The following is a 26835-nucleotide window of genomic DNA, read 5'->3' as shown; positions in this document are numbered from 1 at the left end:
TGCGTGGCGCTGCGGCCGGGCGGGCGGTCCTGCCGGCAGGCCGGCCGCCCGGCCTGCCGCTCAGTCCTCGCCCTCCAGGTCGCCCTCGGTCTCCAGGTACGCCTTGCGGAGCGCGTCCAGGACGGCCGGGTCGGGCTTGGCCCACATGCCGCGCGACTCGGCCTCCAGGAGGCGTTCGGCGATGCCGTGCAGCGCCCAGGGGTTGGCTTCCTTGAGGAACTCTCGGTTCACCGGGTCCAGGACATAGGTCTCGGTGAGCTTGTCGTACATCCAGTCGGCGACCACGCCCGTGGTGGCGTCGTACCCGAAGAGGTAGTCGACGGTGGCGGCGAGTTCGAAGGCGCCCTTGTAGCCGTGGCGGCGCATCGCCTCGATCCACTTGGGGTTGACCACGCGGGCGCGGAAGACGCGGGAGGTCTCCTCGACGAGGGTGCGGGTGCGCACCGTCTCCGGGCGGGTGGAGTCACCGATGTACGCCTCGGGGGCCTTGCCCTTCAGTGCGCGCACGGTGGCGACCATGCCGCCGTGGTACTGGAAGTAGTCGTCGGAGTCGGCGATGTCGTGCTCGCGGGTGTCGGTGTTCTTCGCCGCGACCTCGATGCGCTTGTACGCCGTCTCCATCTCCTCGCGGGCAGGGCGTCCGTCGAGTTCGCGGCCGTAGGCGTAGCCTCCCCAGACCGTGTAGACCTCCGCGAGGTCGGCGTCGGTGCGCCAGTCGCGGGAGTCGATGAGCTGGAGGAGGCCCGCGCCGTACGTGCCCGGGCGGGAGCCGAAGATGCGGGTGGTGGCGCGGCGTTCGTCGCCGTGCTCGGCAAGGTCGGCCTGGGTGTGGGCGCGTACGTAGTTGATCTCGTCGGGCTCCTCCAGGGAGGCGGCGAGGCGCACCGCGTCGTCGAGGAGGCCGATGGTGTGCGGGAAGGCGTCGCGGAAGAAGCCCGAGATGCGCAGGGTGACGTCGATGCGGGGGCGGCCGAGTTCGGCGGTCGGGATCGCCTCGAGGCCGGTGACCCGGCGGGACGCGTCGTCCCAGACGGGGCGCACGCCGAGCAGGGCGAACGCTTCGGCGATGTCGTCGCCTGCCGTGCGCATGGCGCTCGTGCCCCAGAGGGAGAGGCCGACGGAGGTGGGCCATTCGCCGTTGTCGTTGCGGTAGCGCTCCAGGAGGGATTCCGCGAGGGCCTGTCCGGTCTCCCAGGCGAGCTTGGAGGGGACGGCCTTGGGGTCGACGGAGTAGAAGTTGCGGCCGGTCGGCAGGACGTTGACCAGGCCGCGCAGCGGGGAGCCCGAGGGGCCCGCCGGGACGAAGCCGCCGTTCAGCGCGTGGACGGTGTGGGTGAGTTCGTCGGTGGTGGCGGCCAGGCGCGGGACGACCTCGCGGGCGGCGAAGGCGAGGATGTCGGCGACGGCGGCGGGGTGGCCCGCGGCCACGTCCGCAACGGCCTCCGGCGCCCAGTGCGCGTCCTCCATCGCCTGGACGAGGCCGCGGGCCTGCTCCTCGATGTCGTCGGTGGCGGTGCGCTGCGCGGCGGACTCGTCGAGGCCGAGGGCCTCGCGCAGGCCGGGCAGGGACGCGGTGCCGCCCCAGATCTGGCGGGCGCGCAGGATCGCGAGGACGAGGTTGACGCGGGCTTCGCCCGCCGGGGCGCCGCCGAGCACGTGCAGGCCGTCGCGGATCTGGACGTCCTTGATCTCACAGAGCCAGCCGTCGAGATGCATGATGAACTCGTCGAAGCCCTCGTCCTTCGGCCGGTCTTCGAGCCCGAGGTCGTGGTCCAGCTTCGCGGCCTGGATGAGGGTCCAGATCTGGGCGCGGATCGCGGGCAGCTTCGCCGGGTCCATGGCGGCGATCTGGGCGTGCTCGTCGAGCAGTTGTTCCAGGCGGGCAATGTCGCCGTAGCTGTCGGCGCGGGCCATCGGCGGCACCAGGTGGTCGACGAGGGTGGCGTGCACGCGACGCTTGGCCTGCGTGCCCTCGCCGGGGTCGTTGACCAGGAACGGGTAGATCAGCGGCAGGTCGCCGAGTGCGGCGTCGGGGCCGCAGGCTGCGGACAGGCCCGCGTTCTTGCCGGGCAGCCACTCCAGGTTGCCGTGCTTGCCGAGGTGGATCATCGCGTCGGCGCCGAAGCCGTTGTCCTCGGTGCGGGCGGCGATCCAGCGGTATGCGGCCAGGTAGTGGTGCGAGGGCGGCAGATCGGGGTCGTGGTAGATCGCGATCGGGTTCTCGCCGAAGCCGCGCGGCGGCTGGATGAGGATGAGCAGGTTACCGAAGCGCAGGGCGGCGAGCACGATGTCGCCCTCCGGGTTCGCGGACCGGTCCACGAACATGTTGCCGGGGGCCGGGCCCCAGTGCTCCTCGACGTTGCTGCGGAGCTCGGCGGGCAGGGTGGCGAACCAGCGCCGGTAGTCGGCGGCCGGGATGCGCACCGGGTTGCGGGCCAGCTGCTCCTCGGTGAGCCACTCCTGGTCGTGGCCGCCGGCCTCGATCAGGGCGTAGATCAGCTCGTCGCCGTCGCCGGAGACCAGACCGGGGACCTCCTGCGTGCCGAAGTCGTAGCCCTCCTCCTTGAGGCGGCGCAGCAGGGCGACGGCGCTGGCGGGGGTGTCGAGGCCGACCGCGTTGCCGATGCGGGAGTGCTTGGTGGGGTAGGCGGACAGGACCAGGGCCACGCGCTTGTCGGCGTTGGGGATGTGCCGCAGGCGGGCGTGGCGTACAGCGATCCCGGCGACCCGGGCGGCACGCTCGGTGTCGGCGACGTACGCGGGCAGGCCGTCCTCGTCGATCTCCTTGAAGGAGAACGGGACGGTGATCAGGCGGCCGTCGAACTCCGGCACGGCGATCTGGCTGGCCGCGTCGAGCGGGGAGACGCCCTCGTCGTTGTCCTCCCAGTCGCTGCGGGAGGAGGTCAGGCACAGCGCCTGCAGGATGGGGACGTCCAGGCCGGTGAGGGCGCCGGCGTCCCAGGACTCGTCGTCGCCGCCCGCGGAGGCCTCGGCGGGGCGGGTGCCGCCCGCGGCGAGGACGGTGGTGACGATGACGTCCGCGGCCCGCAACTCCTCGATGAGTTCGGGCTCGGGGGCGCGCAGGGAGGCCACGTACAGCGGCATCGGGCGTGCTCCGGCGGCCTCGATCTCACCGCACAGGGCGTCGATGAAGGCGGTGTTGCCGCTCATGTGGTGGGCGCGGTAGTAGAGCACCGCGACGGTCGGGCCTTCGACGTCCGCGCGGGCGGTGCGCTCCAGCGGCCCCCAGGAGGGCGCGGGAGCGGGCGACTCGAAGCCGTGGCCGGTGAGCAGGACGGTGTCGGAGAGGAAGCGGGCCAGCTGCTCCAGGTTGGCGGGGCCGCCGTGCGCCAGGTAGGCGTGCGCCTCGGCGGCGATGCCGACGGGGACGGTGGAGGCGGCCATCAGCTGGGCGTCGGGGGCCTGTTCGCCGGTGAGGACCACCACGGGCCTGCCGGTGGCGAGGACCTGGTCGAGGCCGTCCTGCCAGGCGCGGACACCGCCGAGGAGCCGTACGACGACGAGGTCGACCCCGTCGAGGAGCTCGGGCAGGTCGGAGAGGGCGAGCCGGGAAGGGTTGGCGAAGCGGTACCCGACAGGGCCACTGGAGGAGCGGGCGCTGAGCAGGTCGGTGTCGGACGTCGACAGGAGCAGAAGCATGCGGCGTCGTGCCTTCCTCGGGGTGTCCACGCCCCGGGCGGTGTGAGGGAAGCCCCAAGGGAATCGGGGCTCGCGCAAGGGAGTTCCTGACTCGCCCGGCACGGGGCCGGGCTCACAGTGGCGGGACCGCGCCGGAATTCCACCGGGCTTCCTCCCCTGTCGCCGTCGGTGGCGACGGCGGGCCCGTACGCCCGCCACCAGGCATATTAGGGCCCCGGGTCAAGTGGGCCGTACACGGTGTCGAACAGCAGTCCCTCAACGGTCGGTATGCTCGCCGCCATGCCCCCACCAGCCACTTCGCCCACCTCGCCCGGACCCACCGGTGCGGCTCACGCCCGCACCGGCGGCGACGCGTGCCCGGGGGCCCTGCGGCTGCACGGCGCGGACGACGGGGCACTGGCGCGGGTGCGGCTGCCCGGCGGTCTGCTCGGTGCCGGACAGGCCCGCGCGCTGGGAGCCGCGGCGGCCCGGCTGGGCGAGGGTGACATTCGCCTCACCTCGCGGGGCAACGCCGAACTGCGCGGCCTGGCGGCCGACTGCGGCGGCACCCTGGCCCAACTGCTCGGCGAGGCGGGCCTGTTGCCCTCCGTCCGGCATGAACGGGTGCGCAACGTCGTGGCGTCCCCCCTGTCGGGGCTCGACGGCCTGGGGCAGGGCGATGTCGGCCCCTGGCTGAGGGAGCTGGACGCGATGCTGTGCGCCAGCGAACGGGTGACGGGGCTTTCGGGCCGGTTCCTGTTCGCGCTGGACGACGGCCGCGGCGACGTGGACACGCTGGGCGCCGACGTGACGGTGCTGGCCCGGGCGGGCGGCGGCGCACTGCTGCGGATCGGCGGGGCCCTCGACGTCGTACGGGTGCCGGGGGCGCAGGCGGCACGGGCGGCACTGCTGGCTGCCGAGACCTTCCTGGACCGGGTGCGGGACGAGGGGGTGTGGCGGGTGTCCGACGTCCCCGAGGGCGCGGACGTGCTGCTGGCGGAGGTCGCGGCGGAACTGCGCCTGGCCGGTCTCGACGCCACGCGCACGGGGGGTCCTGACCGGCCCGCCGCGGCCGTGGTACCGGGGTTCGGCGTGGTGGCGGGAGCGGCGGACGCGGCCCTGTCCGTCGGCGTACCGCTGGGACGGGTCACCGCCGCCCAGTGGCAACTGCTCACGGACACCGCCCTGCACCACGGCGACGGCACCCTGCGGCTGACCCCGTGGCGCGGTGTGGTCCTTCCCGGTGTCGCGCCCGAGGAGGCCGGCGCCCTGCTGGACCTGCTGGGCGAGGCCGGTCTGATCACCCGCCCCGACTCCCCCTGGCGCGGTGTCGGCGCGTGCGTCGGACGGCCGGGCTGCGCCAAGTCGCTCGCCGACGTCCAGGCGCAGGCGCAGGCGGCAGCGGCGGTGGGCCCGCTGGGCGTGCTGCCGGTCCGCTGGTCGGGGTGTGCGCGCAGGTGCGGGCACCCGCACGGCGACTGGGTCGATGTCCTCGCCACTCCCGAAGGGCACGAGATCTCCGTCGTCCGGGACGGAGTCCGGGACGCCCCGGTGGCCGTCCCCGCGGGCTCGCCCGCACTGTCGGGCGCGGTGGCCGCGGCGCGCGGCCGGCACACCTGACCCCAGTTCCTCTCCGCTTTCCGCCGTATCCACCACCCGTTTCCCCGTCCAGGCCCGCAGAAGAGCCCGCAGAAGAGAGCGACAGCACAGTGCATCAGTACGAGAAGGACGGACCGGCGATCTACCGCCAGTCCTTCGCCACGATTCGCGCCGAGGCGGATCTGGCGGGTCTGCCCGCCGACGTCAGCCAGGTCGCGGTCCGTATGATCCACGCCTGCGGCATGGTCGACCTGGTGCGCGACCTGGCCTTCAGCCCCGGCGTGGTGGCCTCGGCGCGTGCCGCGCTGCGTGCCGGAGCGCCCATCCTGTGCGACGTGCAGATGGTCGCCAGCGGAGTCACCCGCAAGCGGCTGCCCGCCGACAACGACGTGGTGTGCACGCTGTCCGACCCGTCGGTGCCCGCGCTCGCCAAGGAGCTCGGCACGACCCGCAGCGCGGCCGCCATGGAACTGTGGCGGGACCGGCTCGAGGGTTCGGTGGTGGCGGTCGGCAACGCGCCGACCTCGCTCTTCAGGCTGCTGGAGATGATCGAGGCGGGCGCGCCCCGTCCGGCGGCCGTGATCGGTGTGCCGGTCGGCTTCGTGGGCGCCGCGGAGTCCAAGGAAGCACTGTCCGTGCACGAGTCGGGCCTTGAGCACCTGATCGTGCGCGGCCGGCGCGGGGGCAGCGCGATCGCCGCCGCCGCGCTCAACGCGATCGCCAGCGAGGAAGAATGAGCACGAACGGACAGCTCAAGGGCCGGCTCTACGGTGTGGGTCTGGGGCCGGGCGACCCGTCGCTGATGACGGTGCGCGCCGTGGAGGTCATCGCCGAGGCGGACGTGATCGCCTATCACAGTGCCCGGCACGGGCGGTCGATAGCGCGGTCCATCGCGGCCGGCCGCATCGAGGACCGGCACATCGAGGAGGCGCTGGTCTACCCCGTCACCACGGAGACGACCGACCACCCGGGCGGCTACCGGGCGGCCCTGGAGGAGTTCTACGAGGAGGCGGCGGCCCGGCTGGCCGCGCACCTCGAAGCGGGCCGCACCGTCGCGGTGCTCGCCGAGGGCGACCCGCTGTTCTACGGCTCGTACATGCACATGCACAAGCGGCTCGCGGACCGGTTCCCCACCGAAGTGATCCCCGGGGTGACGTCGGTGAGCGCGGCGGCGGCCCGGCTCGGGACGCCGCTCGTGGAGGGCGAGGAGGTGCTGACGATCCTGCCGGGCACGCTGCCCCAGGAGGAGCTGACGGCCCGGCTCGCGGCGACCGACGCCGCGGTCGTGATGAAGCTGGGGCGTACGTTCCCCGCGGTGCGCGGAGCCTTCGAAGCGTCCGGGCGCCTCGCCGAGGCCCGGTACGTGGAGCGCGCGACCATGGCCGGGGAGCGCACCGGTGAACTGGCCGATGTGGACGCGGATTCGGTGCCCTACTTCGCGGTCGCGGTGCTGCCGAGCCGGATCGGGTCGGCGCACACCGCGGCTCCTGCGGCACGTGCCGAGGGTGACGGCGAGGTCGTCGTGGTCGGCACGGGCCCTGCGGGCCCGCTGTGGCTGACGCCCGAGACGCGCGGGGCGCTGGCCGCCGCCGACGACCTGGTCGGATACACCACGTACCTGGACCGGGTGCCGGTGCGTCCGGGCCAGGTGCGGCACGGTTCCGACAACAAGGTGGAGTCCGAGCGCGCCGAGTTCGCGCTCGACCTCGCGCGGCGCGGCCGGCGGGTCGCCGTGGTGTCGGGCGGTGACCCGGGTGTCTTCGCGATGGCGACGGCCGTCCTGGAGGTCGCCTCGCAGAAGGAGTACGCGGCGGTTCCGGTACGGGTGCTGCCCGGGGTGACCGCGGCGAACGCCGCCGCCGCGAAGGCGGGGGCCCCGCTGGGGCACGACTACGCGACGCTCTCGCTCTCCGACCGGCTGAAGCCGTGGGAGGTGATCGCGGAACGGCTGCGGGCCGCGGCCTCGGCGGACCTGGTGCTGGCCCTGTACAACCCCGGTTCGCGCAGCCGGACCTGGCAGGTCGGCAAGGCCCGCGACCTGCTCCTGGAACACCGCTCGCCGGACACCCCCGTGGTGCTCGCCCGGGACGTGGGCGGGCCCGCCGAGAGCGTACGCACGGTACGGCTCGGGGACCTGGACCCGGCGGAGGTCGACATGCGGACCCTGCTCATCGTGGGGTCCTCACAGACGCGGTGGGTGCGGCGGGGTGACGACGGGGAGCAGATCGTCTGGACGCCCCGGCGGTATCCGGAGCTCTGAGCGGCCGGCCCGCCCGCGCGCGCGGGCAGAGCACCGCGCGCGCAGCCAGGCGGCGGCCGCCTCCGGGGTGTCCGCCACCGGTACGCCGTCGGGTACCGGCGGGCGGCGCACCACGACCACGGGAACTCCGGCCTCGCGGGCTGCCGTCAGCTTGGGAGCGGTGGCCGCGCCGCCGCTGTCCTTGGTGACCAGGACGTCGATGCGGTGGCGGCGCAGCAGTGCGCGTTCCCCTTCGAGGGTGAAGGGGCCCCGGTCGAGCAGCACCTCCATGCGCGGTGGGCAGGGCCCGTCGGGCGCGTCCACCGACCGCATCAGGAACCACTGGGCGTCCAGGCCCGCGAAGGCGGCGAGACCCATCCGCCCGGTGGTGAGGAAGACCCTCTCGCCCAGTGGCGGCAGCGCCTCGGCGGCCTCGGCCAGTGAGCCGACCGGGTGCCAGCGGTCGCCCTCGCCCGGCGCCCAGCCGGGCCGGCGCAGCGCCAGCAGGGGAACATGGGCAGCGGCGGCCGCCGAGGCCGCGGAGAAACTGATCGTTCCGGCGAAAGGATGGGTGGCGTCGATGAGCGCGTCCACCTGGTGGGTACGCAGCCATGCGGCAAGTCCGTCGGCCCCGCCGAACCCGCCCACCCGTACCTCGCCCGGCGGCAGCCTGGGACTCGCGACCCGCCCGGCGAGGGAGCTGGTGACACGGGCACCTGGAAGGTCCACCAGAAGTCCGGCGAGGCGCCTGGCCTCGGTCGTACCTCCGAGAACGAGTACGTGCACGGGATCCCTCCATGAGTGAGACGAGCAAACCGCCCGGCGCCGGGGGCGGCCGCGACGCCCAACTCAAGCACACCGGTCTGCGCTCCGGCTGGACGACCGGCGCCTGTGCGACGGCGGCGGCCACCGCCGCGTACACGGCACTGCTGGGCGGCGAGTTCCCCGACCCGGTGACGATCACCCTGCCGCGCGGCCAGACACCGGCCTTCGCGCTGGCCGTGGAGGAACTGGACGGCCAGCGGGCGATGGCCGGGGTGGTCAAGGACGCCGGTGACGATCCGGACGTGACGCACGGGGCGCTGGTACGGGCCACGGTACGGCGGCTGCCGGCGGGCTCGGGTGTGGTGTTCCTGGCGGGCCCCGGGGTGGGCACCGTCACCCTGCCGGGGCTGCCCCTGGAGGTGGGCGAGCCCGCCATCAATCCGGTGCCCCGGCAGCTGATCCGCGAGCACGTGGCGCGGGTGGCGGCCGCGCACGGCGGCACCGGTGACGTCGAGGTGACACTCTCGGTGGACCACGGCGAGGAGATCGCCCGCTCCACCTGGAACGGCCGGCTCGGCATCCTCGGGGGCCTCTCCATCCTGGGCACCACGGGTGTCGTCGTGCCGTACTCCTGCTCGGCGTGGATCGACTCGATCCGGCGGGGCGTGGACGTGGCGCGGGCGGCCGGGCACACCCATGTGGCGGGCTGTACGGGTTCGACGTCGGAGAAGACGGTGGTGGCCGAGTACGGGCTGCCCGAGATCGCCCTGCTGGACATGGGCGACTTCGCGGGCGCGGTGCTCAAGTACGTACGGCGCCATCCGGTGGACCGGCTGACGGTCTGCGGCGGTTTCGCCAAACTGTCGAAGCTGGCGGCCGGGCACCTGGATCTGCACTCGGGCCGCTCACAGGTCGACAAGGCGTTCCTGGCGGAGCTGGCCCGGCGGGGCGGTGCGGACGACGGCCTGGCGGCCGCGATCGCGGCCGCCAACACGGGGCTCGCGGCCCTCCAGCTGTGCCAGGCGCGCGGGGTGCCGCTGGGCGATCTGGTGGCGGAGGGGGCCCGCGACGAGGCGCTGGCGGTGCTGCGGGGCGCGCCGGTGGCGGTCGACGTGATCTGTATCGACCGGGCAGGGACGGTGGTGGGACGCAGCGGCGTGCGCTGACCCGCTGTCCCCGGCTGGCTCGCCCCCACCCGGCCCGGCTCCGCTGCCGGGCGCGGACGGGCGCCGCCGGCCCGGCTGTGCCCGCACGGCCGGCTCTTCCCGCCGTGCCGGCCCTCCCGTTCCGGCCGGTGGGGCGCTCAGCAGCTGTGCCGGTCGCGGGCCGGGGAGTAGAGGTGGCTGTCGCGGAACTGCTCCGCGCCGAGCGTGCGGCCCACCATGATGACGGCGGTGCGCAGCACTCCGGCCTCCTTCACCTGCGCGGCGATGTCGTCGAGGGTGCCGCGCAGCACGATCTCGTCGGGGCGCGAGGCGTACGCGACGACGGCCGCCGGGCAGTCGGCACCGTAGTGGGGCACCAGTTCCTCGACGACGCGGTCCACGTACTGGGCGGCCAGGTGCAGCACGATCAGGGCGCCGCTGCGGCCCAGGGTCGCCAGGTCCTCGCCCTCGGGCATGGCGGTGGCGCGCTGGGCGATCCTGGTGAGGATGACGGTCTGGCCGACGGTGGGCACCGTCAGCTCCCGCTTGAGCGCCGCTGCCGCGGCCGCGAAGGCCGGGACGCCGGGGATCACCTCGTAGGGCACTCCTGCCTCGTCGAGGCGGCGCATCTGCTCGTTGACGGCGCTGAAGACGGAGGGGTCGCCGGAGTGCAGTCTGGCGACGTCGTGTCCGGCCGCGTGGGCGGCGGTCAGCTCGGCGGTGATCTGCTCGATGTCGAGCTGGGCGGTGTCGACGAGGCGGGCGTCGGGCGGGCACTCGGCGAGCAGCTCGCGCGGCACCAGGCTGCCGGCGTACAGGCAGACCCGGCAGGCGGCGAGCGTGCGGGCGCCGCGCACCGTGATCAGGTCGGCGGCGCCGGGGCCCGCTCCGATGAAGTACACGGTCATGACGGGTTCTCTCCTGCGTCGGGGGCGGGGCTCTCGAGCCAGTCGGGGCATTCGGGACTGTCGAGCCAGTCGGGGGTCGCGGGAACAGCGGGGCTCGCGGGGTTGTCGGGGGTCGCGGTCCTCCGGGGGCCGGCCGGCTCCTGAGGGCTGTCGAGCCACGCGGGGCTGTCGGGACTGACGGGCCTCTCGGGACTGACGGGCCTCTCGGGGCTGACGGGCCTGTCAGGGATGACCGTCCTCGCGGGACCATCGGAGCTCGTGGGGTTGTCGGACCGCGCAGGACCGTCGGACTGCGGGGAGCTGTCGGACTGCGGAGGCCTGTCGGACTGCGTGGAGCTGTCGGCCTTCTTCGTGACGGACCACTGGGTGACCGGCATGGCCTGCCGCCACCCGGTGAAGCCGCCGACGGGCACGGCATGGGCGACGGCGAGCCGCACGAGGTCGCCGCCGTGCCGGCGGTGCCAGGCCGCGAGGAGTGCCTCGGACTCCAGGGTGACCGTGTTGGCAACCAGTCGGCCGCCCGCGGGCAGGGCGTCCCAGCAGGCGTCCAGGAGACCGGATGCGGTCAGCCCGCCACCGATGAACACGGCGTCCGGCACGGGCAGTCCGGCCAGCGAGGCGGGTGCCCGGCCTGTGACCACCCGCAGGGCGGGCACGCCGAGCCGGTCGGCGTTGCGGCTGATGCGCTCGGCGCGCACCGGGTCGCGTTCGACGCTGACGGCGCGGCAGGACGGGTGGGTGCGCAGCCACTCCACGGCGATGGAGCCCGAGCCGCCGCCGACGTCCCAGAGGAGCTCGCCGGGGGCGGGGGCGAGGGTGGCGAGGGTGGCGGCGCGGATGTGGCGCTTGGTGAGCTGGCCGTCGTGTTCGTACGCGCTGTCCGGCAGGCCGGGTACGGCGCCCAGGCGCAGGGCGCCGGGGGCGCGGCGGCAGCTGACGGCGATGACGTTCAGCGGATCGCCGGGGGGCTCCTGCCAGGTGTCGGCGGTGCCTTCGGCGCAGGTTTCGTCCTCGGCGCCGAGCTGGGCGAGGACGCTCATCCTGCTCGGGCCGAAGCCGTGGTCGCGCAGCAGGGCGGCGACGGCGGCGGGGGTGTCGGCGTCGGCGCTGAGGACGAGCAGGCGACGGCCGTCGTGCAGGGCGGCGGCGAGCCGGGCGAGGGGGCGGCCGACCAGGGTGACCACCTCGGTGTCCTCCAGCGGCCAGCCGATGCGGGCACAGGCGTACGAGACGGAGGAAGGGTGGGGCAGGATGCGCAGGGCGTCGGGGCCGAGGACCTCGGCGAGGGCCCGGCCGATGCCGTAGAACATCGGGTCGCCGCTGGCCAGGACCACCGTGCGGCTCTCGCGGTGCTCGGCGAGGAGGCCGGGGACGGCCGGGCGCAACGGGACCGGCCAGGATATGCGGGTGCCGGGGCACTCGTCGGGGAGGAGGGCGAGCTGCCGTCCGCCGCCGATGACGACCTGCGCGCCCAGGAGCGCCTCGCGGGAGGCGTCGGGCAGGCCGGACCAGCCGTCGGCGCCGATGCCTACGACGATGACCTGGGGCGGGTCGGACGGTTCCGGTTCGGGGGCGGCGAGAGTCACGGACGGATACCTCGGGGCTCGGGGGACGACGCAGCCCAGACTCTACTGTCCCCCCGAACTCCCGCCCCGACCAGGTCAAACCCCACCGCGTCCCCGCCCCCCTCGGTCGGCGGGGCAGCCCTGATGACCGCCGTCGCCTTGGGCGGCGGGGCCGCCCTGATCACCGCCGTCGCCCCGGGCGGCGGGGCCGCCCCCCGGGGGCGGAACGGACGGGCAAGGGGGCGGCCCCCGGCGGAGCCGCGCACCCTTGTACCGCACACCCTTGTGCCGCGCCCCCCTGTCTCCAGCCACGCCGCACCCACCCACCCACCGCACACAAAAGTGGCGCCCACCCCGGAAAAAGGGGCGGACGCCACCCGGCACCACGTCAGCAGTACCTCAGCACCCAGGCACAGCCCGCCTCAGCACTGCGGACGGCTCCCGTGATTGGCACCGTTCTTCCGGCGTGCCCTCTTCTTACGACGGCGCTTGGACGACATGGCGCTCTCCTCACGTTCCACGTTCGGTGTTCGACGATCGGTGACTCATCGACGAGTTTCCACCGCTTTGCCGCGGTATTCCACTCGTCGACATCCGCCCTGCTACCCCGGTGCCCCGCATGTCACTCCTCCCCCGCCCCCACGAACAGACGTGCGCGCGAGCAGTCCCTCCGGTCCGCGAGAATGTCCCGTACCGGATTGTTCGCGACACCATGGAGGTAACGGGCGGATGCCGCACCAACGAGCGGGACAGCAGACCCGGCCGGAAGATCTCGTCGACGTGGCCCGGCTGGTGACCGCGTACTACGCGCTGCACCCGGACCCGGCCGACCCCCGCCAGCGGGTGGCCTTCGGCACCTCGGGCCACCGCGGCTCCTCCTTGAACACCGCGTTCAACGAGGACCACATCGCCGCCACCAGCCAGGCGATCTGCGAGTACCGCGCGCTCCAGGGCATCGACGGGCCGCTGTTCCTCGGCGCCGACACGCACGCGCTGTCGGAGCCCGCGAAGGTCACCGCGGTCGAGGTGTTCGCCGCGAACGACGTCAGGGTGCTCATCGACGAAGCGGACGGCTACACGCCCACCCCCGCGGTGTCGCACGCCATCCTCACGTACAACAAGGGCCGCACCGCCGGTCTTGCGGACGGTGTCGTCGTCACCCCGTCGCACAACCCGCCCGCCGACGGCGGCTTCAAGTACAACCCGCCGAACGGCGGCCCCGCCGACTCCGCCGCCACCGGCTGGATCCAGGACCGGGCCAACGAGCTGATCGCGGGCGGCCTCAAGGGCGTCCGCCGCGTCCCGTACACGCGGGCGCTGACGCTGGAGACCACCGGGCGCTATGACTTCCTGGGGACGTACGTCGCCGACCTGCCGGCCGTGCTGGACCTGGACGCGGTGCGCGCCGCCGGGGTGCGGATCGGCGCGGATCCGCTGGGCGGGGCCTCCGTCGCCTACTGGGGCCGGATCGCCGAGCAGCACCGTATCGACCTCACCGTCGTCAACCCGCTGACCGACCCGACCTGGCGTTTCATGACGCTGGACTGGGACGCCAGGATCCGGATGGACTGCTCGTCGCCGTACGCGATGGCCTCGCTCATCGAACAGCGGGACCGGTTCCAGATCGCCACGGGCAACGACGCGGACGCCGACCGGCACGGCATCGTCACCCCCGACGGCGGGCTGATGAACCCCAACCACTACCTGGCAGCCGCGATCTCCTACCTGTTCGCGCACCGCGACCGGTGGGCCGCGTCCGCCGGAGTCGGCAAGACACTGGTGTCGTCGTCGATGATCGACCGGGTGGCCGCGGACCTGGGCCGCACGCTGGTCGAGGTGCCGGTGGGCTTCAAGTGGTTCGTCGACGGGCTGGCGGGCGGCTCGCTGGGCTTCGGCGGCGAGGAGTCGGCGGGGGCGTCGTTCCTGCGCCGTGACGGCTCTGTGTGGACCACTGACAAGGACGGCATCATTCTGGCGCTGCTCGCCTCGGAGATGCTGGCCGTCACCGGGCGTACGCCTTCGCAGAGTTACGCGGACCTGACCGCGCGCTTCGGCGAGCCCGCGTACGCGCGGATCGACGCGGCGGCCACCCCGGCGGAGAAGGCGGTGCTGGGCAAGCTCTCCCCTGAGCAGGTCGGCGCGGACACCCTCGCGGGCGAGCCGGTGACCGCCGTGCTCACCTCGGCCCCCGGCAACGGCGCGGCGCTCGGCGGCATCAAGGTGACCACCGAGAACGCCTGGTTCGCGGCCCGCCCGTCGGGCACCGAGGACGTCTACAAGATCTACGCGGAGTCCTTCCACGGCGCCGAGCACCTGGCCCGGGTCCAGGAGGAGGCCAAGGGGGTCGTCTCGGCAGCGCTCGCGGCGGACGCGGGCTGACCCGCCCCACCCCCGTGGTACGACGCCCCGGCCCGCGATCTCGCGGGCGGGGGCGTCGTGCTGCGGAGGATGCGGCGTCGTACTGCGGGGGACGTGGCGTCGTACTGCGGAGGACGCGGCTCAGCCGGGGCCGGACGCCAGCAGTCCGGTCAGTGTCCTGCGCATCAACCGCTCGAAGCCGGCCTCCGCCCCCTCCCCCGCCGCCCCACCGGGGCCGGCCAGCGCCGCCGCGACGTGCGGATGGTTTCCGGTCGACGCCGCTTCGCGCAGATAGGCGGCCTGCGCCGCTCTGCGGCCTCCCGTACCCGCACCCTGGGTCCGGGCCCTGGCGAACTGGGCGACCAGGGCGTTCATCAGTGCCACGAGCTCCGTCCGCTCACCCCCCGGCAGCCCCGCGGGCTCCATCGCCCGCAGCGCGTACTCCAGGTAGTCGAGCCCGCGCGGCCCCAGCCTGAGCGGCTCCGGTGGCACGTCGGCCAGCCAGGGGTGCCGCAGCTGAACGGCAAGGGTCCGCACGGCCAGGGCCAGCAGGTCCTCGACGGGTTCCCCACGGAGCGGCGCGTCGAGGTCCACTTCCCCCACCACCGCGTCGGTCATCAGATCGAGCAGGTCGTCCCGGCCCGACACATAGCGGTACAGAGAGGCCTGACCGGTCCCCAGCGCCGCCGCCACCTGCCTCATGGACACCGCCGCCAGACCGTCGCGGTCCGCCAGTTCCACGGCGGCGGCGGACAGTTCGGCACGGCTGTGCGCCGCCGCGGGCCCCCTGGCCCCGCGCTCGGGCCGCAACCAGACGGTCGTCACCGCTTCCTGGGCCATCGCCCCACCCACCTCTTCCGTATCTCTCGCTTCCTGCGGCGTTGCCGCAGGCCTGCCGCACCCCCTACTCTAAACTGCGAACATCGATCGCAGTTTAGGGAGGACCCTCATGCCCACCCCTTCGACGAGTCCGTGGGGCCCGCTCCGCCTGGCCTCGAACGGCCCGGTCCGCCTCGCCTTCGACCAGCTGGACGAAGGGGCCGACGGCGAGCCGCTGCTGCTGGCCACCGGTCTGGGCGCCAACCGCAGGTGGATTCCGGACGAGCTGTGCCGGATGCTGGCCGCCCGGGGCTTCGCCGTGGCCCGTTACGACCAGCGCGACGGCGGCGACTCGACCCATCTGCCGCCGACCGCCACCCGCAACCCCCTCACCGCCCTGTTCCGCAGGCGGGGCGCGGCGTACACGGCGGAGGACATGGTGGACGACACCGTCGCCGTACTGGACGCGCTGGGCTGGGAGTCGGCGCACCTGCTCGGCGTCTCGCTCGGCGGGGCCGTCGTCCAGCGGGTGGCGCTGCGGCACCCCCAGAGGGTGCGCACGCTCACGACCATGGCTGCTGTGCCCGGTGACTGCGCCGGTCTGCGGAGCCTGCGGTACGTCCGGCTCGGCACCCTGGCCCGGTTCGCGAGGCTGAAGTTCCCCGACACGCCCGAGGGGGACGCCGAGGCGGCGGTTGCCGTGTTACGGCTGCTGGCTTCGCCTGCCCGGCCGTTCGACGAGCAGGCCGCGCGGGCGGCGGGCGCCCGCAACAGGGACGGTGGGCTGCACGACCCGCAGGCACAGAGCCGTCAGATCGGCGCGCAGTGGCACGGTGGCCCCCTCGAGTCGGTATCGCGGCCCACCCTCGTCCTGCACGGGGCGGACGACCCGCTCATCAAGCCGGGCGCGGCACGGGCCATCGCTTCCCGCATCCCCGGCTCCCGACTGGTCCTGCTGCCGGGGACCGGACACGAGCTGCCGGAATCCTCCTGGGCCCGTGTCACCGACGAGGTCGCCGCACTGGCCGGCAATTGCCGGACACGTCGGGCGGGCTGAGGCCGGCGCCTGCCCCCGGCCGGGCAGGCGGGGTGTCGGCGGCGGCACCGAGGGGCGAAACTGTGTGCGATACGGCGCCACCACCCACCATTTCCACCGCACGCGAGAGGGGCCGCACACCATGAGTTCCGTCCCCGAGAGTCCACTCGTCGAACTGACCCCCGCTGCCGCCGGCCTGCTGCGCCAACTCACGGAGGCGCACGGCCCCCTGATGTTCCATCAGTCGGGCGGCTGCTGTGACGGCAGCGCGCCGATGTGCTACCCGGACGGCGAGTTCCGCACCGGAGGTTCGGACGTACTGCTCGCGTCGCTCGACGTGGAGGGGGTGAAGGGGGCCGTGCCGTTCTGGATGTCGACCAGCCAGTACGGCCTGTGGCGGCACACCCGGCTGATCGTGGACGTCGTCGAGGGCCGCGGCAGCGGGTTCTCGCTGGAGGCGCCGGAGGGGGTGCGGTTCCTGATCAGGTCGCGGGTGATCTGATCAGCAACGGCACCGCCCCTCCCGGCGGGCGCGGCCCCGCGGCCGCCCTCAGTGACGCCTGAGGAACTTCTCCAGCCCGGCGAGGTCGTCCGTGTTGAGGTGGTCGACGTCGGCGGCGAGGAACTCGCGCCACAGTGCGTCACGCGCGGGTCCCGGCTGGTCGGGCGTCCCCCAGAAGCGCACCCGCCGGCCCTGCCGGTGGGCTGCGCGCACCAGTGCGTGCAGCCGGTCCCGCTCCGCCGCCGGGAAGGGCCCGTCACCCAGCCAGCTGAAGCTGGACGTCCAGTTGCTGCTGATCAGCGGGATGAAGGAGGAGGGGGCCGGGCGCGCGGCGGTGAGGTCCTCCAGCCGTCCGTCGTAGAAGGCGTACCGGGTGCGCTGGGCCTCCATCGGGACGCGGGCCGCCCGGTCGCCGGAGATCACCGGGGTGACCGCGCCGAGGCGCACCCGGCCGTCGCGGTACGTGCTGAGCATCCGGCGGAACGGGTGCAGCCTGCGGTGCAGTTCGAGGTAGGTGGCCTCCCCCTGCGTCTTGATGTCCACGAGCAGCTGGACGGGCCGGTGGTGGCCGCGGTGGACGCTGCCGTGATTCTCCCGCACCAGGCCGGCCAGCGGCCGCAGGTAGAGGGCTTCCAGGGTGCGGGCCGGATCGAGGTCCGCCGGGTCGTGGGCGACGAGGAGTTGCCCGTCGACCAGGTAGATGTCGGCTTCGACGCTGGTGAAGCCGTGCGACAGGGCGTCCAGCAGCGGGCGCGGGTGCTCGTAGTCGTTGTGGGCGTGCGCGCGGCGCAGAGGTGCGCGGTGCGCGTGCCCGGTACCCGGGAGGGAGCCGGCGGCGGATGCGGGCAGGGTGCTCGCCCAGCCGGCCGCGCCGACGAGCGCTCCGGCGAAGGTCGCGGCTGCGGCGCGTCGGGTGGTGAGGGACATGTGGGTGCCTCCGGGGTCGGCGTCAGGGCGCGTGAACTGGGCCGAGTATCCGTCGTGCGGCAGCCCAATCGGCAGGTCCGGCACCGGAGTTCGTGCCGCGTTCCGCCACCCTTAACCAACGGAGCCCCGGTGGATCACCGACGCGGACCGTCTGGCAGGGTGTTCACATGGTCCTCACAGGAGATATCTCCACACATGTCCCTGGCCCGCGCCGGAAGAATCTGGTGATCGCAGTCCTCGTCGCCGCCCTGGTGCTCGGCGCGGCGGCGTGGGCCGTGGCCGCGAAGTTCAACGACCAGCCCGTGTGGGTGGAGAACGTGGCCTACAACGCCGGCTACCACCATGCCACCCAGCTCCGCAAGACGGACCGTGACGGGAAGGCGATGGCCGCCGCCCTTGCCGGGGGCTGCCAGAAGTGGTCGCTCACAGCCGGCAAGAAGGCCGACGACGCCCGCGAGCACTGGGTGCGGGGCTGCCTGGACGCCGCGCACAACCGGGCGAGCAACCCCAACGAGGCCTGACCCCACCCCCGTACGTCACACGGCGCTCTTCGCGCCCGCCACCTCGTCCCACCGCACCGTACGGTCGCACCAGCGCTCCAGCAGCACCCTGTCATGGCCGACGGCGAGCAGCCCCGCCCCCCGGTCGCGGCGGTAGTTCTCGACGACGGCCACCAGGGCTGCCGTGGTCGAGGCGTCCAGCATCGCGGTCATCTCGTCGCACACCAGCCAGCGCGGCCGGAGCACCAACGCCCGCGCGAGGCAGGCGCGTTGCAGCTGCCCGTCACTCACCTCGTGCGGGCGGCGGCCCAGCAGGTCCTCGCCGAGGCCGACGGTTTCACTCAACTCATCGACAGTTTCGGCCACTTCGCCGCCGCGGCCGTTCGCCCGCAGCGGCTCGCCGATGAGGTCGCGCAGCCGCAGCCGGGGGTCGGCGGACAGCCGCGGCTGCTGGAACACCACGCCGATCGCGGTGCGCTGTTCCCGCGGGGCGCGGTGCCGCCAGCCCCGGACGCGGGTGCCGTCGAGCGTGACGGTGCCGGCGTCGGGGCGGTGCAGCAGGGCCGCGACCCTGGCGAGCGTGGACTTGCCGCAGCCGCTGGGGCCGAGCAGTCCGAGCGACTCGCCGGGGGCGACACTCAGGTGCGCGTCCCTGAAGACCGGTGTGCCGCGCTCGTATCCGGCGGTGATCGCTTCGAGTTCAAGCACGGGCGGGCTCCTCGTCCGGCGGGTAGTGGCAGGCGATCCGGTCGGCGAACTGCGGTTGCACGGTGCACGCTTCCCCGGCGTACGGGCAGCGCGGCGCGAACGCGCAGCCGTCCGGCAGGTCGCCCAGCTCCGGGGGCATGCCGGGAATCGGGGTGAAGCCGCGCTCCGGGAGTGCGTTCAGCAGTCCGCGCGCATAAGGGTGGCGCGGTCCGGGTGCCCCGAAGAAGGCCTGGGCGTCGGCGAGTTCGACGATGCGCCCCGCGTACATGACGGCGATGCGGTCGGCGATGCGCTCCGCGGCCGCCAGGTCGTGGGTGATCATCAGCAGGGCGCGCCCGGCTCCCTGGGGGGCGTCCGGTGCGGCGTCGATGTGGTGGCGCAGTTCGTCGACCGTACGGTTGACCAGGTCGCGGTCGAGTCCGGTGGTGGGTTCGTCCGCGAGCAGCAGCGGGGCGTCGCCGATGAGCGCGAGGGCCGTCGCGGCGCGCTGGGCGAGCCCGCCGGAGAGTTCGTGCGGGTAGCGGTCCAGGTGGCCGGCGGGGAACGCGGCCCGCTCCGCCGCCGCCCGCACCGCCTTGCCGAGGTCCTGCTTGCGCGTGCCGGTGAGCGCGCGCAGGGTCTCGCCGAGCTGCGAGCCGACGGTGCGCACGGGGGTGAGGTGGGCGGCCGGGCTCTGCGGTACGAGGCCGATGCGTCGCCCTCGTACCGTACGGGCGAGGGTCTTCTCGTCGGCGGTGAGCAGGTCCGTGGCGCCCAGGTGGGCGTGGCCGGCCGTCTGCGCGTTTGCGGGCAGCAGGCCCAGCAGGGCGGAGGCCAGGACGGACTTGCCGCAGCCGCTCTCGCCGACGAGGGCCAGGCACTCCCCCGGCGCGAGGTCGAAGGACACGTCGGTGACGGCCGCGATGTGCCGCCCGCCGCGCATCCGGAAACGTACCGAGAGGTCGCGCACGGAGAGCAGCGGGGCGAGGCCGGCCGGCGCGACGGCCGGCGTCTCGGTCTTCTGGAGGCTCACAGCATCAGCTCCGATCGGCGGCGCGGGTTGATGCGCTCCCGCCACGCTCCGGCGAGGCCCGCGATGGCGAGCGTGGGAATGATCAGGAAGAGGCCGGGGAAGAGGGTGGGCCACCAGTCACCGGCCAGCAGCGAGCTGCGGGCGGACTGGATGAGGTTGCCGAGGCTCGCCTGGTGGCTGGGCAGTCCGAGGCCGAGGAACGACAGCGCGGACTCGTGCCACATGGCGTGCGGCACCATCAGGACCGCGGCCAGTGCCGCCTGCGGCATCACCCCGGGCAGCAGGTGCCGGACCGCGACCCGCCACCGGGAGGCGCCGCCTGAGACAGCTGCGTCGACGTACGGGCGCGACCGCAGCGAGAGCACCTCGGAGCGCACGATGCGCGCTGTGGACAGCCAGTGGGTCAGGGCGACGGAGACGATCACCGGCCACACCCCGGGGCGGAACATGGCGACGATGAAGATGCCGAGGAGCAGGTGCGGCACCGAGGAGAAGGTGTCGACCAGGCGCATCACCACCCGGTCGGTCCAGCCGCCGAAGGCGGCGGCCGCCGCGCCCACCGCCGTGCCGATGACGGTCGCGACGAGAGCTGCGACCAGGCCGACGAGCAGCGAGACGCGCAGTCCGTAGACGCAGCGCAGCAGCAGGTCGCGGCCGACGTCGTCGGTGCCGAAGGGGTGTGCGAGGGACGGCGGCTGGAGCTTGAGCGCCAGGTCGACGGCCTGCTCGTCGAGGTTGGCCAGCGGTGGTACGAGGAGTACGGCCAGCGCCACGGCCGTGACGATCACGGCGGAGGTGCGCACGCGGACCGTCCGGGTGGACCGGCGGGTGCGGCCGTGGGTGCGCCAGGCACGGGTGCCGGGGCGGTCGGCGGTGGTGAGGTCAGCCATCGAAACCCACCCTCGGGTCGGCGAGTCCGTACAGGAGGTCGGAGAGCAGATTGCCCGCCAGGACGGCGGCCGTGGCGAGCACGGTCAGCGCGGCGAGCAGTGGGAAGTCGACGGCGGTGGCCGCCTGCACGGTGGCGGCGGCGATGCCGGGCCAGGAGAAGACGGTCTCGATGAGCAGGGCGCCGGTGATGAGTTCGGGGACGCGCGAGCCGACGAGGGTCAGCATCGGCAGCATGCCGGAGCGCAGGGCGTGCCCGAAGAGCACGGTGCGCTCGCTGGTGCCCCGCGCGCGTGCCCCGCGCACCGGGTCCTCCTCCAGGGCGTCGGCGACGCCCTGGCGCACGTACAGGAAGAACCACGGCAGTTGGGTCACGCCCAGGACGGCGGCGGGCAGGACCAGGTGCGAGGCGACCTGCCCGAAGGTGACCACGTCGCTGTCGGTGTCGGTGAGCCCGCCGGCGGGCAGCACGCCCAGTTTCAGGGCGAAGAACCACATGGCGAGCAGTCCGAGCCAGAAGGCGGGGGCGGCTTCCAGGGTGTACGCGGCGGAGCTCGTGACCCGGTCGAGCCAGCCGCCGGGGCGGCGCGCGGCCAGGACGCCGAGCAGGGTGCCGAGCAGGATCGCGATCAGGAAGGCGGTGGCGGCCAGCAGGGTCGACCAGCCGAGGCGTTCGGCGATGACGTCGGCGACGGGCTGGCGCATCACGCTGGAGTCGCCGAAGTCGCCGCTCAGTGCGGAGGTGAGCCAGTGCCACCAGCGGGCGAGCAGGGGGTCGTCGACGCCGAGGTTGGCCCGCAGCTGATCGAGGTGGGCCTGCGAGGAGGAGAGCCCCGCGGTACCCGCGTAGGCCTTGACGGGGTCGAAGGGCGAGGCGGCGGCGACGGCGAAGACGCCGAAGGTGACCACGAGGAGGACGGGCACGGCGAACAGCAGCCGCCGTCCCGCCATCCGGGCCATCGGCCCCCAGGGCAGTCTGTGCCGCCCGGTCGCTTCGGTGGTCACTTCTTGGGCGTCCAGTCCTCGACGTTCCACCAGGGGCCCGAGGCCAGTCCGTGGTCGTGCGGCTCGGTCTGGGTGGACAGGCCTTCCCACTTGTCGCTGACCACGTAGAGGTGGTCGATGTGGGTGAGGAAGGTGTAGCCGGGGTTCTTCACCAGCTCCTGCTGAACGGTCGTGTACGCGGCCTTGCGCTCGCTGTCCTTGCCGCTCCTGCGGCCCGCTTCGAGGGCGGTGTCGACGGCCTTGTTGTCGTACCAGGCCATGTTGTTGAAGCCGTCGCCCGCGAGGGAGGACTTCAGCAGGAGGTACTGGTCGAAGTCGGGGTCGGCGGGTGCGCCGCCGCCGGCGAGGACCGCGTCGGACTTCATGCGCGGTTCGATGACCTCCCAGGTGCCCGCCTGGGTCTTGATGTCGATGCCGGCCTTCTTGGCGTCCGAGGCGTAGGCGAGGGCGTGGTCCTGGCGGAGCTTGTCGCCGGAGAGGTACCACAGGGGGAACTCGGCGCGCACCCCGTCCTTGGTGCGGATGCCGTCGGCGCCCGGCTTCCAGCCGGCGTCGTCGAGGATCTGCTTCGCCTTCGCCAGGTCGTGGGTGCGCTCGGTGCCCTTGGCGAACCACGGGCTGTCGGTCGGTACGGGGCCGTAGGCGGGCTTGCCCGCGCCTTCGAGGATCTTGTCGACCATGGCCCGGCGGTCGACGGCGACGTCCAGGGCGCGGCGCACGGCGGTGTCGCCCGCCACCTTGTTATGGGTGGGCAGGGTGACGGTGCGGTAGTCGAAGGACTTGGCCGCGTAGGTCTTCTTCTTGCCGTCCGCCTTGAAGGAGCCGGCGAGGTTGGGCGGCAGGATCGCGCCGTCGAGGTCTCCGGAGCGCAGCCGGGTGGCGCGTACGTCGTCGTCCTTGACGATGGCCATCGTGAACTTCTTGACGGCGGGGGCGCCGCCCCAGTAGTCCGGGTTCGCCTTGAAGCTGAGCTTCTCGCCCTTGGACCACTTGGTGAGGATGTAGGGGCCCGTGCCGACGGGCTGGGTGGTGAAGGCTCCGGTGTTGACGTCCTGCTTGCCCGCGACGTGCTCGGGGGCGATCGGCAGGACGGTGCGCTCGGCGAACGGCGCGTACGGGTACTTGAGGGTGAAGACGACCTTGCTGTCGCCGTCGGCCCTGACGCTCTTGACGGCGTCGAGTTCCGTCTTGGAGGCGTTGTTGGTCTTCTTGTCGAGGATCGTCTCGTAGGTGAAGACGACGTCCTTGGCACCGAAGGGCTGCCCGTCGCTGAACTTCACGCCCTGGCGGAGCTTGTAGGTGTACGTGAGGCCGTCGGCGCTGACCGCGGGAAGCTCGGCCGCGAGGGCGGGCTTGAGTTTCAGGTCCGCGTCGAGGGCGAGCAGCCCGTCGAAGATCTTGGAGTTGCCGTCCTTGCCGTAGCCGAGGAGCGGGCTGAGGGTTTCCGGTTCGTACGCGATGCCGACAACGGCCGAGTCCTTGCCGCCGGAGCCGGAGCCGGAGTCCGCGCCGCCGGGCTTGGAGCAGGCCGCGGCGCCGAGGGCCAGGGCCCCGGCCAGGGCCGCGGCGGTCGCGTTACGTGTCGCCGTGCGTATGGATCGGGCCGTCATGGCTCCCCACACCCCTCTTAAAGATCAACCGTTGTTGCAAGCAAGTCGCAATTAAACAGTATGTAAAAGGGTGCGCGCTGCCCCACCCCTGCCGGGGGCGGAGCAGCGCGCGGGGAACCATCGCAGGTCACACGGTCATTGCGGGGCGGGGAGGGCAACCAGTCGGCCGATCGCCTCCTGGTGTGCGCCGGCGCTCCCGAACGCGATCGCGTCCGCCTTCGCGCGCTTGAGGTAGAGGTGGGCGGGGTGCTCCCAGGTCATGCCGATGCCGCCGTGGAGCTGTACGCATTCCTCGGCAGCGTGCACCGCGACCCCGGCGCAGTAGGCCTGGGCGATCGCGACGCCGAGCGGCGCCTCGTCGCTGCCGGTGGCCAGTGCGTCCGCGGCGTTGCGGGCAGCGGCGCGCGCCGAGACGACTTCGAGCCACAGCTGGGCCATGCGGTGCTTGAGCGCCTGGAACGAGCCGATCGGACGGTTGAACTGATGGCGCTCCTTGGTGTGGCGCACCGTTTCCTCCAGGCACCATTCGGCGAGGCCGAGCTGCTCGGAGGCGAGCAGTCCGGCTCCGGCGAGCAGACCCTGCCGCACGGCCGCCCGTGTCCGCTCGGCGTCGGCGAGCAGGGTGCCCGCAGCCCCGTCGAGACGGACGGCGGCGAGCGGCCGGGTGAGGTCGAGCGGGATCTGCGGGGTGACGTGCACCCCGTCCCCGGAGCGTTCGACGGCGTACAGCCCCCGGAAGGTGGGGACCAGCAGCACGTCGGCGGTGGCGGCGTCGGCAACCGTGGACAGCATCCCGTCGAGCCCCGGCAGCGGCCGGAAGTCGTCGGGCCCCGCGGACAGCCCGGCCACCAGCGCCGCGGTGCGCCGCCCGGAAGCGAGCGAGCCCAGCAGCTGCGCCACTTCCGGCTTTCCGGTGTCACAGGCCAGCAGCACCTCGGTGGCCACGACGGAACTGGTGAGGTAGGGCGCGGGGACCACCGCCCGCCCCAGCTCCTCCAGGACGACGGCGGCTTCCCGGTGCGAGGCGCCCTGCCCGCCGAGTTCCTCCGGTACGAGCAGCCCGGCGACTCCCATGTCGGCGGCGAGTGCCTTCCACAGTCCGGCGTCGTACGCGGTGCCCTCCTCGGCGCGTACGGCCACCGCTGCCGGGTCGTTGCGGTCGGAGAGCAGGGCGCGCACGGCAGCCCGGAGGTCTTCCTCGGCCTCGGAGTACAGCAGATCGGTCATCGGGCCAGGTCCTTCCAGGCGACGTCCTTGTCGGTGCGGGGCTCGGAGGGCAGGCCGAGGACGCGCTCGGCGACGATGTTCAGCAGCACCTCGCTGGTGCCGCCCTCGATCGAGTTGCCCTTGGAGCGGAGATAGCGGTATCCGGCGTCCCGCCCGGTGAAGTCGACGAGTTCCGGGCGGCGCATCGTCCAGTCGTCGTACAACAGGCCGTCCTCGGCGAGGAGTTCGACCTCCAGGCCGCTGATCTCCTGGTTGAGGCGGGCGAACGCGAGCTTCATGCCGGAGCCCTCGGGTCCGGGCTGGCCGGCCACCAGCTGCTGGCGCAGGCGTTCGCCGGCGAGGCGGGCGACCTCGGCCTCCACCCACAGCTGGAGGAGGCGCTGGTGCAGCGCGTGGGTGCGCAGCTCGGGGCGCTCGCGCCAGGTGCGGGCGACGGGCCCGATCATGCCGCCCTCGCGGGGGATGCGGGAACCGCCGATGGAGACGCGCTCGTTCATGAGGGTGGTCTGGGCGACCTTCCAGCCCTCCCCCACCGCCCCGAGCCGCATGGAGTCGGGGATGCGGACGTCACTGAGGAAGACCTCGTTGAACTCGGCCTCGCCGGTGATCTGCCGCAGCGGCCGCACCTCGACGCCCGGGTCGCTCATGTCGCACACGAAGTACGTCATGCCGCGGTGCTTGGGCTGGTCGGGGTCGGTGCGGGTGACGAGGATCGCCCACCGGGCGAGGTGGGCGCTGGAGGTCCACACCTTCTGCCCGTTGACCACCCAGCCGTCGCCTTCACGGACCGCGCGGGTGCCGAGGGCGGCGAGGTCGGAGCCCGCACCGGGCTCGCTGAAGAGCTGGCACCACACTTCCTCGCCGACCCACAGCGGGCGCAGCAGCCGCTGCTTCTGCTCGTCGGTGCCGTACTTGAGGATCGTCGGAGCGGCCATGCCGAGGCCGATGCCGATGCGGCGGGGGTCGTTGTCCGGTGCGCCGGCCGCCGCGAGTGCGGCGTCGACCACGGCCTGGAGGTCGCGCGGCGCGTCCAGTCCGCCGAGGCCGACGGGGTAGTGCACCCAGGCGAGCCCGGCGTCGAAGCGTGCCTTGAGGAAGTCGGTGCGGCCGGTGGTGGCCGGCGGGTGGGCGGCGAGCAGTTCTTCCGTACGGGTACGGAGTCCGGCGGCGGTGATCATCGGGCGGCCCCCTCGGTGGCGGATGCGGTGCCGGCCGTCGTCCCGGGCAGGACGGCGATACGGCCGGTGCTGCGGCCGTCGGCGACCCGCTGTACGGCGTCGGCGGCCTCCTTGAAGGGGACGCGTTCGCTGATCAGCGGCTTGATGGCGCCCTCGGCGGCGAGCCGGGTCAGCTCGGCGTGGCACTCGGCGATCGCGGCCGGGTCCTTGGTGTTGTAGAGGCCCCAGTGCAGGCCGAGGATGGCGTAGTTCTTCACCAGCGCGTGGTTGAGGGCAGGGGCCGGAATGCTGCCGCTCGCGAAGCCGACGACGACGATGCGGCCCTCGAAGGCGATGCACTTCGTGGATTGGGTGTACGCCTCGCCGCCGACCGGGTCGTAGACGACGTCGGCGCCGCGGCCGCCGGTGGCTTCCTTGACCGCGCCGATGACGTTCTCGCTGCGCCGGTCGATGACGAGGTCGCAGCCCAGCCGCCGGGCCGCCTCGGCCTTCTCGGGACCGCCGACGACTCCGATGACCGTGGCCCCGGCTGCCTTGCCGAGCTGGACTGCGGCGCTGCCGACACCGCCCGCCGCCGCGTGCACCAGGAGGGTCTCCCCCGCCCGCAGGTGTGCGCGGCGGTGCAGGCCGAACCAGCCCGTCTGGTAGCCGATGTGCAGTGCGGCCGCTTCCGCGTCGTCGAGGGAGTCGGGGGCGGGCAGCACCGCGGCGGCATCGGCGACGACGTACTCGGCGAAGCCGCCGTACGGGAGTGCCGGGTTGGCGATGACGCGGCGCCCGTCCTCGGTCTCGCCGCAGATCTCCACGCCGGGGGTGAAGGGCAGCGGCGGGCGGACCTGGTACTCGCCCCGGCAGAGCAGCGCGTCGGGGAAGTTGATGTTCGCGGCACGCACCCTGAGCAGCACCTGCCCGTCACCCGGAGTCGGCCGGTCCACCTCGTCGAGGCGCATCACCTCGCCGGGCTCGCCGTTCTCGTGCACTCGCCATGCCTGCATCAAGGGCCTCCACGCGCTGTCGTCGGCAGTACCGTGCGCTCGCATACTAAGCGGTCGCTTGTCCGCTCGGGAAGGGCTGTGGGCAGGAGGCGGGGCACGGCGTACCCGGCCGGGTACGCCCGGGCGGGGCGACACGGCCGGGTGCAGGGACGAGCCGGCATGCGGGAGGCGAGGGCGTACAGGCCAAGCGGCGTCCGGGACGGGGCCGCG

Annotated in this window: 22 protein-coding genes, 1 pseudogene and 1 riboswitch; of the genes and pseudogenes, 8 read left to right on the top strand and 15 right to left on the bottom strand. The window is 73.4% G+C overall.

The window, feature by feature from the left end; genetic code table 11:
- Positions 1 to 60: 60 nt before the first annotated feature.
- Complete coding sequence (gene cobN, locus ACFWVV_RS21380) at positions 61 to 3660, bottom strand: cobaltochelatase subunit CobN (protein ID WP_384353499.1); 3600 nt, start codon at positions 3658 to 3660, stop codon at positions 61 to 63.
- A gap of 80 nt (positions 3661 to 3740) precedes the next feature.
- Positions 3741 to 3814, bottom strand: a riboswitch (cobalamin riboswitch).
- Positions 3815 to 3927: 113 nt separating this feature from the next.
- Between cobN and ACFWVV_RS21375 the strand changes: the two genes are divergently transcribed.
- From ACFWVV_RS21375 to ACFWVV_RS21365, 3 genes are all read left to right on the top strand, one after another.
- Positions 3928 to 5259: a hypothetical protein gene (locus tag ACFWVV_RS21375; RefSeq protein ID WP_384353670.1), complete on the top strand. Its 1332-nt coding sequence runs from the start codon at positions 3928 to 3930 to the stop codon at positions 5257 to 5259.
- An 89-nt stretch (positions 5260 to 5348) separates the two neighbouring features.
- A complete protein-coding gene (locus ACFWVV_RS21370) occupies positions 5349 to 5975 on the top strand; it encodes a precorrin-8X methylmutase (RefSeq protein ID WP_384353502.1) in 627 nt (208 codons plus the stop codon).
- The gene (locus tag ACFWVV_RS21365; protein WP_384353505.1) at positions 5972 to 7498 is read left to right on the top strand and encodes a precorrin-2 C(20)-methyltransferase; all 1527 of its coding nucleotides are present in this window, start codon (positions 5972 to 5974) and stop codon (positions 7496 to 7498) included. The genes ACFWVV_RS21370 and ACFWVV_RS21365 overlap by 4 nt, the downstream gene beginning before the upstream one ends.
- Here ACFWVV_RS21365 and ACFWVV_RS21360 read toward each other — a convergent pair.
- Positions 7421 to 8263, bottom strand: coding sequence for a cobalt-precorrin-6A reductase (locus tag ACFWVV_RS21360; protein WP_384353508.1), 843 nt, complete (start codon positions 8261 to 8263; stop codon positions 7421 to 7423). The two genes, ACFWVV_RS21365 and ACFWVV_RS21360, sit on opposite strands and share 78 nt — an antisense overlap.
- A gap of 11 nt (positions 8264 to 8274) precedes the next feature.
- On the opposite strand from ACFWVV_RS21360, the gene ACFWVV_RS21355 reads away from it, so the two are divergent.
- A complete protein-coding gene (locus tag ACFWVV_RS21355; RefSeq protein ID WP_384353511.1) occupies positions 8275 to 9408 on the top strand; it encodes a cobalt-precorrin-5B (C(1))-methyltransferase in 1134 nt (377 codons plus the stop codon).
- 137 nt (positions 9409 to 9545) lie between these two features.
- Here ACFWVV_RS21355 and cobM read toward each other — a convergent pair whose 3' ends face one another.
- The 3 genes and pseudogenes from cobM to ACFWVV_RS21340 all read right to left on the bottom strand — a co-directional run bounded on the left by cobM (position 9546) and on the right by ACFWVV_RS21340 (position 12360).
- A complete protein-coding gene (cobM, locus tag ACFWVV_RS21350) occupies positions 9546 to 10295 on the bottom strand; it encodes a precorrin-4 C(11)-methyltransferase (RefSeq protein ID WP_384353514.1) in 750 nt (249 codons plus the stop codon).
- Between the two features lie 323 nt (positions 10296 to 10618).
- A pseudogene (gene cbiE, locus ACFWVV_RS21345) lies at positions 10619 to 11881 on the bottom strand (precorrin-6y C5,15-methyltransferase (decarboxylating) subunit CbiE); the annotation flags it as partial.
- Positions 11882 to 12282: 401 nt separating this feature from the next.
- Positions 12283 to 12360: a 50S ribosomal protein bL37 gene (locus ACFWVV_RS21340; RefSeq protein ID WP_373312619.1), complete on the bottom strand. Its 78-nt coding sequence runs from the start codon at positions 12358 to 12360 to the stop codon at positions 12283 to 12285.
- Positions 12361 to 12589: 229 nt separating this feature from the next.
- Here ACFWVV_RS21340 and pgm point away from each other — a divergent pair, with 229 nt between their 5' ends.
- Positions 12590 to 14239 carry a phosphoglucomutase (alpha-D-glucose-1,6-bisphosphate-dependent) gene (pgm, locus tag ACFWVV_RS21335; RefSeq protein WP_384353517.1) on the top strand — a complete coding sequence of 550 codons (1650 nt, stop codon included), beginning with the start codon at positions 12590 to 12592 and terminating at the stop codon, positions 14237 to 14239.
- A 120-nt stretch (positions 14240 to 14359) separates the two neighbouring features.
- On the opposite strand, the gene ACFWVV_RS21330 is transcribed toward pgm, so the two are convergent.
- Positions 14360 to 15058 (bottom strand): TetR/AcrR family transcriptional regulator, encoded by a 699-nt coding sequence (locus tag ACFWVV_RS21330; protein ID WP_384353520.1) that lies wholly within the window; start codon positions 15056 to 15058, stop codon positions 14360 to 14362.
- Positions 15059 to 15167: 109 nt separating this feature from the next.
- Between ACFWVV_RS21330 and ACFWVV_RS21325 the strand changes: the two genes are divergently transcribed.
- On the top strand, positions 15168 to 16094 hold the full coding sequence (locus tag ACFWVV_RS21325; RefSeq protein WP_384353523.1) for an alpha/beta fold hydrolase: 927 nt from the start codon (positions 15168 to 15170) through the stop codon (positions 16092 to 16094).
- 121 nt (positions 16095 to 16215) lie between these two features.
- A complete protein-coding gene (locus ACFWVV_RS21320; RefSeq protein WP_384353525.1) occupies positions 16216 to 16575 on the top strand; it encodes a DUF779 domain-containing protein in 360 nt (119 codons plus the stop codon).
- Between the two features lie 48 nt (positions 16576 to 16623).
- Here the strand turns inward: ACFWVV_RS21320 and ACFWVV_RS21315 are convergent, their stop codons facing one another.
- A complete protein-coding gene (locus ACFWVV_RS21315; RefSeq protein ID WP_384353528.1) occupies positions 16624 to 17502 on the bottom strand; it encodes a phosphatidylinositol-specific phospholipase C/glycerophosphodiester phosphodiesterase family protein in 879 nt (292 codons plus the stop codon).
- A gap of 224 nt (positions 17503 to 17726) precedes the next feature.
- On the opposite strand from ACFWVV_RS21315, the gene ACFWVV_RS21310 reads away from it, so the two are divergent.
- Entirely contained in the window at positions 17727 to 18023 is a 297-nt protein-coding gene (locus ACFWVV_RS21310) for a hypothetical protein (RefSeq protein ID WP_384353531.1), read from the top strand.
- 15 nt (positions 18024 to 18038) lie between these two features.
- Here ACFWVV_RS21310 and ACFWVV_RS21305 read toward each other — a convergent pair whose 3' ends face one another.
- The 8 genes from ACFWVV_RS21305 to ACFWVV_RS21270 all read right to left on the bottom strand — a co-directional run bounded on the left by ACFWVV_RS21305 (position 18039) and on the right by ACFWVV_RS21270 (position 26625).
- Positions 18039 to 18710, bottom strand: coding sequence for an ABC transporter ATP-binding protein (locus ACFWVV_RS21305; RefSeq protein WP_384353533.1), 672 nt, complete (start codon positions 18708 to 18710; stop codon positions 18039 to 18041).
- Entirely contained in the window at positions 18703 to 19632 is a 930-nt protein-coding gene (locus tag ACFWVV_RS21300) for an ABC transporter ATP-binding protein (RefSeq protein ID WP_384353672.1), read from the bottom strand. Before ACFWVV_RS21300 ends, ACFWVV_RS21305 begins: the two co-directional genes overlap by 8 nt.
- 86 nt (positions 19633 to 19718) lie before the next feature.
- Positions 19719 to 20612 carry an ABC transporter permease gene (locus ACFWVV_RS21295; protein ID WP_384353536.1) on the bottom strand — a complete coding sequence of 298 codons (894 nt, stop codon included), beginning with the start codon at positions 20610 to 20612 and terminating at the stop codon, positions 19719 to 19721.
- Positions 20605 to 21570 carry an ABC transporter permease gene (locus ACFWVV_RS21290; protein ID WP_384353674.1) on the bottom strand — a complete coding sequence of 322 codons (966 nt, stop codon included), beginning with the start codon at positions 21568 to 21570 and terminating at the stop codon, positions 20605 to 20607. Before ACFWVV_RS21290 ends, ACFWVV_RS21295 begins: the two co-directional genes overlap by 8 nt.
- A 41-nt stretch (positions 21571 to 21611) precedes the next feature.
- Positions 21612 to 23225: an ABC transporter substrate-binding protein gene (locus ACFWVV_RS21285; RefSeq protein ID WP_384353539.1), complete on the bottom strand. Its 1614-nt coding sequence runs from the start codon at positions 23223 to 23225 to the stop codon at positions 21612 to 21614.
- 135 nt (positions 23226 to 23360) lie between these two features.
- Positions 23361 to 24452: an acyl-CoA dehydrogenase family protein gene (locus ACFWVV_RS21280; protein ID WP_384353542.1), complete on the bottom strand. Its 1092-nt coding sequence runs from the start codon at positions 24450 to 24452 to the stop codon at positions 23361 to 23363.
- Positions 24449 to 25630, bottom strand: coding sequence for an acyl-CoA dehydrogenase family protein (locus ACFWVV_RS21275; RefSeq protein ID WP_384353545.1), 1182 nt, complete (start codon positions 25628 to 25630; stop codon positions 24449 to 24451). Before ACFWVV_RS21275 ends, ACFWVV_RS21280 begins: the two co-directional genes overlap by 4 nt.
- The gene (locus ACFWVV_RS21270; protein ID WP_384353548.1) at positions 25627 to 26625 is read right to left on the bottom strand and encodes an NADPH:quinone oxidoreductase family protein; all 999 of its coding nucleotides are present in this window, start codon (positions 26623 to 26625) and stop codon (positions 25627 to 25629) included. The genes ACFWVV_RS21275 and ACFWVV_RS21270 overlap by 4 nt, the downstream gene beginning before the upstream one ends.
- Positions 26626 to 26835: the final 210 nt, after the last annotated feature.

The organism is Streptomyces sp. NPDC058663 (assembly GCF_042716745.1).
Taxonomy (GTDB): domain Bacteria; phylum Actinomycetota; class Actinomycetes; order Streptomycetales; family Streptomycetaceae; genus Streptomyces.
Note: the sequence above shows the minus strand (reverse complement) of the source record. Positions and strands in the feature narration are given on the sequence as shown.

Coding starts and splice junctions, on each gene's coding strand:
- cobN (WP_384353499.1), bottom strand. CDS start 3,660: ATGCTTCTGCTCCTGTCGACGTCCGACACCGACCTGCTCAGCGCCCGC.
- ACFWVV_RS21375 (WP_384353670.1), top strand. CDS start 3,928: ATGCTCGCCGCCATGCCCCCACCAGCCACTTCGCCCACCTCGCCCGGA.
- ACFWVV_RS21365 (WP_384353505.1), top strand. CDS start 5,972: ATGAGCACGAACGGACAGCTCAAGGGCCGGCTCTACGGTGTGGGTCTG.
- ACFWVV_RS21355 (WP_384353511.1), top strand. CDS start 8,275: ATGAGTGAGACGAGCAAACCGCCCGGCGCCGGGGGCGGCCGCGACGCC.
- cobM (WP_384353514.1), bottom strand. CDS start 10,295: ATGACCGTGTACTTCATCGGAGCGGGCCCCGGCGCCGCCGACCTGATC.
- ACFWVV_RS21340 (WP_373312619.1), bottom strand. CDS start 12,360: ATGTCGTCCAAGCGCCGTCGTAAGAAGAGGGCACGCCGGAAGAACGGT.
- pgm (WP_384353517.1), top strand. CDS start 12,590: ATGCCGCACCAACGAGCGGGACAGCAGACCCGGCCGGAAGATCTCGTC.
- ACFWVV_RS21330 (WP_384353520.1), bottom strand. CDS start 15,058: ATGGCCCAGGAAGCGGTGACGACCGTCTGGTTGCGGCCCGAGCGCGGG.
- ACFWVV_RS21325 (WP_384353523.1), top strand. CDS start 15,168: ATGCCCACCCCTTCGACGAGTCCGTGGGGCCCGCTCCGCCTGGCCTCG.
- ACFWVV_RS21320 (WP_384353525.1), top strand. CDS start 16,216: ATGAGTTCCGTCCCCGAGAGTCCACTCGTCGAACTGACCCCCGCTGCC.
- ACFWVV_RS21315 (WP_384353528.1), bottom strand. CDS start 17,502: ATGTCCCTCACCACCCGACGCGCCGCAGCCGCGACCTTCGCCGGAGCG.
- ACFWVV_RS21300 (WP_384353672.1), bottom strand. CDS start 19,632: ATGCGCGGCGGGCGGCACATCGCGGCCGTCACCGACGTGTCCTTCGAC.
- ACFWVV_RS21295 (WP_384353536.1), bottom strand. CDS start 20,612: ATGGCTGACCTCACCACCGCCGACCGCCCCGGCACCCGTGCCTGGCGC.
- ACFWVV_RS21290 (WP_384353674.1), bottom strand. CDS start 21,570: ATGGCCCGGATGGCGGGACGGCGGCTGCTGTTCGCCGTGCCCGTCCTC.
- ACFWVV_RS21285 (WP_384353539.1), bottom strand. CDS start 23,225: ATGACGGCCCGATCCATACGCACGGCGACACGTAACGCGACCGCCGCG.
- ACFWVV_RS21280 (WP_384353542.1), bottom strand. CDS start 24,452: ATGACCGATCTGCTGTACTCCGAGGCCGAGGAAGACCTCCGGGCTGCC.
- ACFWVV_RS21275 (WP_384353545.1), bottom strand. CDS start 25,630: ATGATCACCGCCGCCGGACTCCGTACCCGTACGGAAGAACTGCTCGCC.
- ACFWVV_RS21270 (WP_384353548.1), bottom strand. CDS start 26,625: ATGCAGGCATGGCGAGTGCACGAGAACGGCGAGCCCGGCGAGGTGATG.